Source organism: Streptomyces glaucescens (genome assembly GCF_002154375.1).
In the GTDB taxonomy this organism is placed as follows: Bacteria; Actinomycetota; Actinomycetes; order Streptomycetales; family Streptomycetaceae; genus Streptomyces; species Streptomyces glaucescens.
This window is the reverse complement of sequence record NZ_MUND01000839.1, coordinates 1-10,305: the sequence shown is the minus strand read 5'-3', so window position 1 is coordinate 10,305 and position 10,305 is coordinate 1. Positions and strand designations below refer to the sequence as shown.

Annotated in this window: 11 protein-coding genes and 4 pseudogenes; 5 read left to right on the top strand and 10 right to left on the bottom strand. The window is 69.1% G+C overall.

All coding sequences use genetic code 11. The features are described from left to right. The coding region (locus tag CCN42_RS38090) for a TipAS antibiotic-recognition domain-containing protein (protein ID WP_086741809.1) at positions 1-399 on the bottom strand (399 nt) is incomplete at its 3' end. 296 nt (positions 400-695) lie between these two features. Then, a pseudogene (locus tag CCN42_RS46350) lies at positions 696-875 on the bottom strand (transposase); the annotation flags it as partial. 1,302 nt (positions 876-2,177) lie between these two features. On the opposite strand from CCN42_RS46350, the gene CCN42_RS45295 reads away from it, so the two are divergent. Further along, entirely contained in the window at positions 2,178-2,366 is a 189-nt protein-coding gene (locus CCN42_RS45295) for a hypothetical protein (protein ID WP_086741808.1), read from the top strand. Continuing rightward, complete coding sequence (locus CCN42_RS45290; protein ID WP_245877660.1) at positions 2,363-2,602, top strand: hypothetical protein; 240 nt, start codon at positions 2,363-2,365, stop codon at positions 2,600-2,602. The genes CCN42_RS45295 and CCN42_RS45290 overlap by 4 nt, the downstream gene beginning before the upstream one ends. A 78-nt stretch (positions 2,603-2,680) precedes the next feature. Here CCN42_RS45290 and CCN42_RS38065 read toward each other — a convergent pair whose 3' ends face one another. The 4 genes from CCN42_RS38065 to CCN42_RS38050 all read right to left on the bottom strand — a co-directional run bounded on the left by CCN42_RS38065 (position 2,681) and on the right by CCN42_RS38050 (position 6,112). Further along, positions 2,681-3,736, bottom strand: coding sequence for a replication-relaxation family protein (locus CCN42_RS38065; protein WP_086741807.1), 1,056 nt, complete (start codon positions 3,734-3,736; stop codon positions 2,681-2,683). Between the two features lie 206 nt (positions 3,737-3,942). Next, on the bottom strand, positions 3,943-4,389 hold the full coding sequence (locus CCN42_RS38060) for a DUF6228 family protein (protein WP_281259567.1): 447 nt from the start codon (positions 4,387-4,389) through the stop codon (positions 3,943-3,945). A gap of 75 nt (positions 4,390-4,464) precedes the next feature. Beyond that, a complete protein-coding gene (locus CCN42_RS38055) occupies positions 4,465-4,860 on the bottom strand; it encodes a hypothetical protein (RefSeq protein ID WP_245877658.1) in 396 nt (131 codons plus the stop codon). A gap of 283 nt (positions 4,861-5,143) precedes the next feature. After that, positions 5,144-6,112, bottom strand: a complete 969-nt coding sequence (locus CCN42_RS38050) for a HEAT repeat domain-containing protein (RefSeq protein ID WP_245877657.1) — start codon at positions 6,110-6,112, stop codon at positions 5,144-5,146. Positions 6,113-6,381: 269 nt separating this feature from the next. On the opposite strand from CCN42_RS38050, the pseudogene CCN42_RS41870 reads away from it, so the two are divergent. Continuing rightward, positions 6,382-6,495, top strand: a pseudogene (locus CCN42_RS41870) (IS481 family transposase); the annotation flags it as partial. Here CCN42_RS41870 and CCN42_RS45285 read toward each other — a convergent pair. The 3 genes and pseudogenes from CCN42_RS45285 to CCN42_RS38035 all read right to left on the bottom strand — a co-directional run. Beyond that, positions 6,456-6,851, bottom strand: a pseudogene (locus CCN42_RS45285) (IS5/IS1182 family transposase); the annotation flags it as partial. The pseudogenes CCN42_RS41870 and CCN42_RS45285 sit on opposite strands and share 40 nt — an antisense overlap. A gap of 62 nt (positions 6,852-6,913) precedes the next feature. Beyond that, the gene (locus CCN42_RS38040) at positions 6,914-7,390 is read right to left on the bottom strand and encodes a hypothetical protein (RefSeq protein WP_245877656.1); all 477 of its coding nucleotides are present in this window, start codon (positions 7,388-7,390) and stop codon (positions 6,914-6,916) included. A 15-nt stretch (positions 7,391-7,405) separates the two neighbouring features. Beyond that, positions 7,406-7,840, bottom strand: a complete 435-nt coding sequence (locus CCN42_RS38035; protein ID WP_086741805.1) for an Rrf2 family transcriptional regulator — start codon at positions 7,838-7,840, stop codon at positions 7,406-7,408. Between the two features lie 128 nt (positions 7,841-7,968). Here CCN42_RS38035 and CCN42_RS38030 point away from each other — a divergent pair, with 128 nt between their 5' ends. Next, complete coding sequence (locus CCN42_RS38030; protein WP_086741804.1) at positions 7,969-8,718, top strand: SDR family NAD(P)-dependent oxidoreductase; 750 nt, start codon at positions 7,969-7,971, stop codon at positions 8,716-8,718. Between the two features lie 194 nt (positions 8,719-8,912). On the opposite strand, the pseudogene CCN42_RS38025 reads toward CCN42_RS38030, so the two are convergent. Beyond that, positions 8,913-9,831: pseudogene (locus tag CCN42_RS38025) on the bottom strand (IS5 family transposase). Between the two features lie 53 nt (positions 9,832-9,884). Between CCN42_RS38025 and CCN42_RS38020 the strand changes: the two are divergent. Next, the gene (locus CCN42_RS38020; RefSeq protein ID WP_143662176.1) at positions 9,885-10,163 is read left to right on the top strand and encodes a hypothetical protein; all 279 of its coding nucleotides are present in this window, start codon (positions 9,885-9,887) and stop codon (positions 10,161-10,163) included. Positions 10,164-10,305: the final 142 nt, after the last annotated feature.

The following is a 10,305-nucleotide window of genomic DNA, read 5'->3' as shown; positions in this document are numbered from 1 at the left end:
CTTTGTCAGACAGGACCTAGGGGCGAACCCGCTCCCCTGCTCGGCGAACACCTTGATCGCGGCGCCCAGGAAATCCACCATCCCGGGGTGGTAGGAATCGTGGAACGCCCTCATGGCCTCGTCCTCGGCGTAGAAGAGCGACATGCCGACGTAAGCCTCCCTGGAGGGGGTGTAGAACCGGCAGGCGATGTCGAAGTGCCTGCGGACGAGCTCCTGGATCTGCTGATCCCCTGGCAGGGAGCCGCCGTCCAGGAAACCCGTGATCTCCCGGTACAGGACGTCCCAGTCCTGGTGGACCCGCTCCCTGTCCACATGTTCCCAGTTGTTGGTCCCGGCAAGGCTCTTCGCCTGCTCCTCGGCCAACGACCGGCGACACTCGTCCTCGTAACTGTTCCCCACGGCACCGGTTCCTATCGTTTCGTCACCTCTCCGGTACATCCCCGAGAGGCCGCCGACATGTCGACATCGACCGGCCGCCGATGGTCAACTGCCGGTCCAGGCCGAACGGTGCCACACAGCCACCGGGTCGGCGAATCATTTCTTGGACCCTCCGGCGCTCCGTCCCGGTCAGCTGGCGGCGGAAAGGCGCAGCTCGAACGGCGAGCCGTCGGAGCGGGGCGTCCAGCCGCTCTACCGCGCGGCCCGGATTCCCGCAGCGACCTCGCGCGGCAGGACGAGCTCGGCTGGCACCGGGTCCGGTTCCATGACGGCCGGTCGACCGGTCTCCACGACGGAACACCGGTTCGGACCCGGAACCGTATGCCGTCGATCAACTGCAGCCGAGGCCAGATGGGTGGCCGCCCGGCCCTCGTGCCCCTCGGCAACAACGGCTCCAGCACGGCCCACTGTTCGTCCGTGAGATCTCCCCGACCCATGAACCGAGATCATTCACAGCTCAAGATCCACTTTCGATACACGGCCTAGTGGATGTTCCGTCGGTGGGCCTCGTGCCGGATCCACGTGGCCCACCTCTGTGCCCTGAGTGCCCGGTCCCGCTGCTTCTCCGTCAGGTGGCGCGGCAGTGGGCTCGGCTCACCGTTGGACTCCAGGAACAGAGCAGCCTTCGACGTCAGGGGCAACATGTCGGCACCGCGGTAGCAGTCGCTCCAGCTGATGCGATGTCCCGTCGGTGGGCAGCAGATGTCGGCGTGGGCAGCGTTGAAGAGCTGATGGGCCGCCTCGCCGCCGAAATCGCTGTCGTGCGGTTCGCCGAGGTAGCGCGAGATGAACCTGGCTGCGTTGACCGGCCTATAGACATGAGTCCTCCCAGACTCGCGTGCGGTCGATCCTCGACCGCGTAAGGCCCCGCGCCTGCATCGACGGTAGCCCAAGAAGCGAGATCTGTCCGAGGTGCCTTCTCCTGACCGCCGCGGTGCGACGCCGACCTACCATCCGGCGGGAGCGTCCCGCCTTACCCCTTGGTGGGGCTCAGCGCCCGGAGGACAGCACCGGAAGGCCGGCGACTTCCGTCCCGGACGACCGCCGGGACAACGGCGGGTGCGGCGCAACGAAGCCGGTGACACCCCCCTCAGGCCGCTCTGCCCGCCTTCTTGCACCGTGACCGGACCCCGAGCCCCTCGGAGACCCGGGGTCCGGTGCTGTGCGTGCGCTGACAGGTGTCCTTGCAGGTCAGGGGTGCAACGCGGGTTCTGTTGCACCCCCGTGTTGCGGGGCGGGTTGCAGGGGCGCTGTGATCCGCCGAGCGGCCGGGCGTGGCCTGTAGTCCGGTCAATGCCGCGGATCGACGGGCCACCGCCGTGCCATCTGGATGGGTGATTTCCCTTCGCGTACGCGGGCGCAGTCCTAGCGGTGCGCGTCCAACTTGCCTGTCTTCCAGGTGTCTTAACAGATCTTCATGTGTTCTGTCATGTTCTGTCCGCCGCTTCCGGCGAACGAGCGAGAGGTGATCTCATGCGACGAACCGAGTACACGAGGGCCAGGCCGCCAAGCGCCTGAAGGTGCCCGCAGCCGCCTTCCGGTGGGCCCGGCACACCGGTCTGATCCCGGCCCCCGGACGCGTCGTCCTGCCAGTGGTCCCGGGCCGCTGTGGAGGCGCTGGACGCCGACGCCATCCGGGCCGCGATGCCCTCCCCGCCGATCTCCGGCGGCGCGGCGGCCGACCGGATCGCCGACGCGCTCGGCACCCGAACCGGACTATTCACGGCGAGAAGGCGAACGTGACGGCGTTCGTGGTGCTCCGGTTCGTCGACCGCGGCCTCCTGGTCGACCTGAGCGCGAACCCGGACGGAACGCTGCACCATCCCGACCAGGTCGACCAGGTCTGCCGACGCGAGGACCTGACGGACCTGGTCGCCGAACCGACACCCCGCTCGGACCCGAGCAGGCCGCCCCCCGGCTCCGGGTGAGACGTGCCGACTTCGACCACATGGTCCGGCTCGGCTGGGTCCGCTCCCCGCAGTCGATCGAGGTCCGCTTCGGCACCAGCCGGGCAGGAGCCGTCGACGTCGCGCTTTACACCACGGCCTCCGTCGACGCGGTCGTCCCCGCACACCCGGAGATCGACTGGGAGCATCTGCGCGCGGTGGAGAAAGGCTGGCGCTCCCCACTCGCTGCGCTGGCGAAGCAGGCCGCCCCGGCCTGACCGGCGCGGCGTGGCCAGCGAGGGCGCTCCCCCACGGCTGTCATGTGGGGGAGCGTCGTCGTCTCCGGCAGCCCTGCCTCAGCGGCCGGGCGGCTCGGGGTAGCGCTGGCGGCGCCGGTCCGGGTCGTCGACGCCGATCTCGTACCAGGGCTCGCCGCGCTGGAGCTGGGGCAGGGGGTTCACCCACACCGCGACCGCGATCCCCTTCACGTCGGCGGCGAGCGCCTGGAGGCGGTTGTCGAGCAGGTGCTCCTCCTTGCCCGCCAGGACGACATGCAGCCGCGGGAAGGTCTGGGAGCGGGTGTAGCGGTGGCGCTGCCAGAAGGGGTACGTCGTGCCGATCGTGCCGCGGGCGCCTTCCCAGACGCGGTGTCCGGTGTAGCGCTCGTAGTCCCAGACCTCACGTGCGAGGCGGGCTTGGGACATGGTGCCGTTGTCGAGCTCGAAGAGGCGCACCTCGCTGGTCTTGGTCGGCCATGCGGGGACGGCGTCGGTGTTGAAGGTGAGGCCGGTCTCCTTGATGGCGTGGTTGACCTCCACCTGCCAGTCGGTCAGGTGCTTGCGGCCGCCGTAGGCGAGGATCATGTCCGTCACCGCGACGCCGTGCGGACCGAACCCGGCTCGAACGGCCTTCGCTCCGGTGCCGGCCTTCGGGCGGGCAGGCAGCTCGTTGCCGTCGGCCAGAGCCTTGTGCCCTGCCGGGGTCAGGTTCCAGATCGGGTGCCGTCCGTCCTTGCCGTTCGTCTCCGCCAGCCCGAGCTCCGCCAGCTTGTTCATCGCCCTGCGCACGTACGACCGGCCGTCGGCGTCCTCCTTCCTGATCACTTGAGCCATCTGCCGGACCGTGGCTATCCGCACGCACCCCAGTATCCGCAGCGCATCGGCCTGCACCTTCCTGGCCGGGGTGGACTTCTTCCCCTTCGCCGACGTCTCAGGGGAAGGGGGAGAGGTGTCAGCGCGCCGGGAGGCCCCCTGGCGGGCGGCGTGAGGTGCGGTGATGGGCACGACGTTGGAATCGTTCACGGCACCGTTCGCGGCACTGGATTCCTGGCCGCCCGGAGGACGTTCAGGACCCCTTGACACGGTCGGGCGCGGCTCCGGTTCGGGCTGCCGGGCGCTGCTGGTGTACGTCATGACAAGGCTCCTCACGCAGTGGCGCGAGGAGCCGGATGGAATCCCCCGTCACTTGCTAGAGGTGTGGCGGAAGACGACGGTGTGACACTCGCCTGAGCGCCGTTATCGTCCCGTGATCGTCAGGCAGGCGCAGCTGTCCTCCGACGCTGAACCTGGACCGTCTGCCAGTGAAGTTGGACCGCTCGCGGGGCGGCCCGTCCCGTGGGCTACTCGGCCTCGCCGGCGAGAAGGGCACGGACCTCGTCGGCGAGGTGCTGCATGTCCTCGCCGGCTGCGTGCACCGTTGTGGTCTCGAAGTGCCACACCTCGGCCGGCGCCCGGTCGTGGATGCCCCACGTCAGATGAACATGGCCACCGGACCGGTGCTCTGCCGAGAGAGTCAGGTCGTATTCGAGGGAGTGCCAGGTTCTTACTCCCTCCCAGCCACGGAAGTCTTCCACCAGGCCGGAGAGGAAAGCGTCGAGGCCGTCGCCGTCCCAGGTCCGCACCAAGGTCTCGACGCTCACCCAACGGCCACGGGCCCGCACGATGAAGTCGAGGGTCGGCTCGTCTCCGTAGGGCCGGGTGGGTTCGCAGAACAGCAGGTGCACCGCTTGACCCCCGGGATCGCCCACACGGACGACCGGGCCCTCAGAAGCATCATCGGCGATCATTCAGACAGGTTAGAAGGCCCGCACGATCAACCATGCAGTGGTCCAACTTCGTTGGCAATAGGTCCACCTTCGTTGTCACGGGACAGCAGCGCAGAGCTCGGAGACGATTGCGAAGGAGGTCGTCACCATCGGCACCGCCATGGCCGGCGGCATCGCCGCGTGGGTGGTCTCACCGTGCGCCATGCCGTTGCGGATCTTCCGGCCGTAGTCGAGGTACTCCGCCTGCCGCGTCGTCAGGACACCCGCTTCGACAGCCTGCTTGATGAGCTGGAACAGCGGCTTGGTACCCGCGTCCGTGATCCGGTCGCGCAACACGATCTCCATCGCGATCAGGGAGTGCATGACCGCCACGGTGGAGAACTCGTAGCAGTAGTACGACTGGCGCAGCAGCTCGCGGGCCGTACGCAGGACGGTCGCCGCGGCCTCGGGTACGCCGGCGGGCACGACCAGGTCCTCAACGAGGTCGTGCATGTCGGCGTAGCTGGTGACGAAGTAGTGGGCGTTCGTCCGGGATCGGGAACGGCAGCCGCTGCGTGGTCATCCCCGCAGTCTCCCAGCGGCGCACCCCGGAGGGCAGCGGCTTTTCCCCGAGCCGTCGCGCAGCGTCGTGGGACGGAGATTTCTCCCTGCCGGAATGGGGTGGAATGTCGCAGGTATCGGACCTGGACAAGGGGGCGACGCGAGCGCCGACTGCGACCGTGCGCCGCAGTTGGCCCCGCTGGACACCTCCGTTGCACAACCGCAGCCCGGTTGCTCAGAACAGGGAGTCCCAGAAGACCGTTTCCGGGTCGGGTTCCTCCGGTTGGAGCATGCAGCGCTTGCAGCGCAGGAGTCCCGGTTCGTTGGTTCCGGAGGCGGCGCTCATCCACGGCAGGGCCTCCATGGCGTGTGCGCGTTCGTCGTCGGCGAGGGCGTCGACGGTCCGGCGGAGTTCCTCGGGGGCGGGGTCGTCGGTGAGGCAGAGCCATCCGATCGCCGCTGCCAGGCGGACTTCGGGCGCCTCCGTCCGGTCGTGCCAGCGCTCTCGCAGCCAGGCTGCGGTTGGCGAGTGCGCGTGGGCCCGGGTGATCTCGGCGGTGGCCAGGACGAAGGCGGCGCGGACCATGGCGTCACGCTCCGCCGCGAACCCGGTGGCCAGGGCGGTCCGGACGATGTGGTCGAGGTCGGCGGCGGTCGCCAGGACGTAGGCGGCGTCAAGGCGGACGGCAGGGTCGGGGTCACCGAGGAGGGGCAGCAGTGCGGGCGTGTCCGCGGTGATCGCGGCTCGGGCGGCGGCCACCGACCAGCCGGCCGGGTAGGCGGTTACTTCATAGCCGTAGTCGTCGTCTCCGTCGGGGGCGTGACGTACGGGAACTGTGCGGTGAAGGAGGAGTTCCTCGCGGGAGGCGACGCCGATGTGCCGGGCGCGGGCCGGGCCGGAAAGGACGTCGAGGGCGGCGGCACGGTGTGGGTGGTGGGCGTCGGTGGCGAGGGGGATCAGGAACGGTACGGCGAGGGCGGCGGCCGCCCGGCTGTCGTTGGCGCACAGGCCCCACAGCACGCCCGTCGCGTCCATGCCCGGTTCGCCGTCGGCGCGGAGGGCGGCAACGGCCTCTCGGGCATCGGGGCCGTGGGGGAAGTTGCCCCACGGGACGGCGTCGAGGGGCAGGTCGCGTCGAAGCTCGGGCAGGATGCCGGCCACCACCACTCGCACGTCGAACGGGCCGCCCGCGAACGAGGCCAAGTCCGCCCCGCCCGCGACTTCCCGGCACATCGCAAACGCCGGATCGCTCCGCCAATCCTCCACAGCACACCCCCGCCTTCGAACCCTCGGACACGTGATCATGACCTGCCCGGCGACCCGCCGGAACCCGGGCGGCGGGGGGCGGGGCGGGCGATCTAGCTGTGTTGTCCCGGGACGTTGGTGACACGCGTGCTGGGTGCTTGAAAGGGTGAGGGCCTTCTGGGTTCGGTGTGGATTGCGAAGTCTGCACCGACGCCCAGGAGGCCCTCGTGTCCCACCGTAACGCCCCGCTGACCCCGACCGGCAGGCTGCGTCTGGCCCGGTGTGTCGTGGACGACGGATGGCCGCTGCGGCGGGCCGCGGAACGGGTGTGGATGAGGGTGCCGTCGATCAGGACCACCTCCCCGCCCTGCCTGGCGACCTTCTTCAGGGCGCGGTCCAGGCGCGGGGCCTGCGCGGCGAGGAGGGTGACCAGCTCGTCGCGCCAGCGGCGGACGGTCGACTCGGACACGTCGTTGCCGCCGGCCATGTCGGCCAGGCGCTGGTCGTGACGCAGCACGGCCAGGACGATCACCGCGATCTTCCCGGGCGGCAGGATCCGCCACCGGGACCGGATCACTTTCAGGTGACGCCGCAGGAGATCGGCGAGGTGGTTGACGGTCCGCGTGGACAGCGGCAGGCGGCACTGGTAGACAAGCGGGCAGGTGTCCCCGGCGTGCTTTTGGTTTTCGTCACACAATTCCAACGGCAGTCGGGGGCACCCCGGTTACGCCCGCGTCCTTCTCCAGGCGGCAGATCAAGTCACAGGCGTGTGGTGAACCGGCCGTCGGGCAGTTTGCGCAGCCAGCCGCGGTCGACGAGTCTGACCAGCTTCCCGCGCAGCGGCTCCAGCTTGGACCGCACGCTGACGTCGATTCCCAGCGCGTCGCCGACCTGCCGGGCCATGACCGGCCCGGCGGCCTGCCGCACGGCGGCGAGAATGCGCTGGTAGTCCGGCGGAAGGGTGGTCTCCTCCACGCCTGAGGTGCGGTGCGGGATCAGCATCACCGCGCGTCCGCCCACCTGCCCAGGCGTCGGCGCGGCCGAGGCGCGTTCGTCGGCGAGCTGCTCGCTCACCCGCTCAAAAACCCGCTCCGCGACGGCGAGTTCGTCCCGCTCGGCCCGCACCCCCGCCAACTCCTTGGCGCGCAGTTCCTCACGTTCGTCCAGCTCCGCGCGCCGCGCGGTGATCCGTTCCAGCAGCTCGGGATCCAGAGATGGGGATCTTGGTGATGTCAAGGCGTAACGTGGAGGCTAGCGAGGTGCCGCGAGTACGTCCCGGAGTACGTCCGCGAGCGTGACGCGGGCCAGCTCGTGTCTCAGAGTCTCCTCGATGCCCTCATAGATGCCCTGCATCGCCGGCCGGATGCCGTAACCCACCACGCATCCCTGGTCCGGGGTGGTGCGGTGCATCGCGAACAGCGGGCCGGGTTCCACTGCCTCGTACACATCGAGCAGGGTCATCGACTCCAGCTCGCGCGCCAGCGACCAGCCCGCGCCCACGCCCCGCCGGGACTCCACGAGCCCGGCCCGGCGCAGCTCGCCGAGCAGCCGTCTGATCACCACGGGGTTGGTGTTCGCGCTGGTCGCGATCTGCTCGGAGGTGGCGACCTCATGGCCCTGGCGCTGATAGAGGCCGATCCAGGCCAGCGCGTGGGCGGCGATGGTCAGCCTGCTGTTGGCGCTCATGGACTCCTCCTCCCGGCCACAACGCTTCATGTTACGACAGCGCAGTCGTAACAGCGAAGGTTGCAACGAACTGTCGTAACAATTAACGTTGCGACTGCCGGGAAGGGTCCATCAACGAGGTGAGAAGAATGAGCAAGCCACTCACGGGCAAGGTCGCCCTGGTCACCGGGGGGTCGCGCGGACTGGGAGCCGCGACCGTACGACTGCTGGCCGAGCAGGGCGCCGACGTCGCCTTCACCTACGTCAGCTCCGAGAAACAGGCGCAGGCTGTCGTCGACGAGGTGCACGGCAAGGGAGCCAAGGCCGTCGCCTTCCAGTCCGACCAGGCGGACACGAGCCGGGCGCCGGCGCTGATCGACGACGTGGTCGCGCACTTCGGCGGCCTGGACATCCTCGTCAACAACGCGGCGATCTCCGTGGCTGGCACGGTGGACGACCCGGACGCCGACACCGCCGCACTGGACCGGATGCACGCCACCAACTACCTCGGCGTGATCGCCGTCATCCGGGCCGCCTCCCGAGTGCTGCGCGCGGGCGGCCGCATCATCACAGTGAGTTCCGGACTGGGCTCCCGGGTCGGCGCCCCCGGCCTTGCCGACTACTCGGCGACCAAGTCCGGGATCGAGAGGTACACCATGGGCGTCGCACGCGACCTCGGGCCCCGGAATATCACGGCCAACGTCGTGGAGGCCGGACTGATGGAGGGCGGCATGCAACCGCCGGACCCCGAGACCCTCAAGGCCCTGGTCAGCTCGCTGTCCCTGCAACGCATGGGGCACCCCGACGAAATCGCCGCGGCGATCGCCTTCCTGGCGAGCCCCGCCGCGTCGTACGTCACGGGCGCGGTGCTGGACGCCCACGGCGGCTACAACGCCTGAACCCGAACCCCTGCCGCGCGCCCGAAGGACATCGCGCCTTCGGGGCGCGCACGGCCGCCGACCCGCGACAAGGCGTACTACTCGAAGGCTGTGCGCATGAGCTCCGACGCCGCTGCATCCAGGCGTTGATCTCCCGCAAGGGCTCCCCGAACATCAAGGGCCTGGGCAAGCTCCGCTAGGACTTGTCCGGCCGATCATGTGCGGAGCCAGATGGTGAGGGCTGCGGCGGTGGCGGTGCCCAGGTAGACGTAGCCGCGCTTGTCGTAGCGGGTAGCCACCGCCCGGTGCTGCTTGAGCCTGTTGTGGCGCGCTCGACGGTGTTGCGCTTTTTGTACCGCTCTTCGTCAAAACCGGGCGGCCGCCCGCCGCGTGAGCCCTTGCGCAGGCGGCCGGCCTGGCTATCGAGCTTCTCCGGGATCGTGTGCCGGATGCCTCGGCGCCGCAGGTAGTTCCGGACGGGCCCGTTGCTGTATGCCTTATCGGCGGCGACGCTGTCGGGCTTCATGCGGGGCCTGCCGGGCCCCAGTTTCGGGACGCGGATCTTCTCCAGGACCGGCTTGAACTGGGTGCAGTCCGCCCGCTGACCTGGTGTGACGATCAGAGACAGCGGGCGGCAGCGGCCATCCGCGCTCAGGTGGAGCTTGGTGGTGAACCCGCCCCGCGAGCGGCCCAGGCCTTCACTTCCCGCACCACCTCCACCAGGCGGGCGTGCAGGCTCTGCCACGGCGTTTCGTCCTGATGTTCTGGCCCTTCGGCCCCCTTTGAGCCAAGCGCCGGCGGCGGGTCGGTGCGGGCACCCGCCGCATGCTGATGCGCACGAACGATGGTTGAGTCGACCGAGACGTCCCAGTCGATCTCGGCTGCGGCCTGAACCTGTTGGAGCAGACGCTCCCACGTCCCGTCGGCCGACCACAGCCGGTGCCGTTCGTAGACCGTCTTCCAAGGCCCGAACCGTTCCGGTAGATCACGCCATTGCACACCGGTCCGCACCCGGTGCAGAATTCCGTCGATCACCTGCCGATGATCCCGCCACCGGCCACAACGCCTGTTGCTGACCGGCAGAAACGGACGCAGACGTTCCCACTCGGCATCACTCAGATCACCCCGCCCCATGCCCGGAACAACGAGCAGCCCAGATGGGGAGTACCGGCGTCTACGCTCGGGGAATGGACCGCTACGAGAAGACGGCGCATCTGGAGTGGTGGGCCAACCCATCCACCTGCCTGGCTCGAATCCCGATCAGAGCGACGGCCACCGCCAACATGGGTGAGTGGGACGCAGTGTTCTCGCCCCCTCTCGACCACGGCGTCCGCGACAACCTGAAACAACTCATCGCTGCGGACCCCTGCTTCACCCTTCGCTTCGACACCTCAGCCGTCGAAGTCCAGGCAGAGGACTTCGACGGCGTCGATCACCTTCGGCTGACCGTCATCCCCGAGCCGTAAAGCCGAGCAGCCCGACATGATCGGCCGGACAAGTCCTAGTAGTACTTCGTTACGTTGGGTGATCTTTGCTGGTGGTGGGCATCCTCTCCGGTATGAGGCTGGGGGAGGTGGAACGGCTCCGGGGTGAGTTATCGGAGTTCGT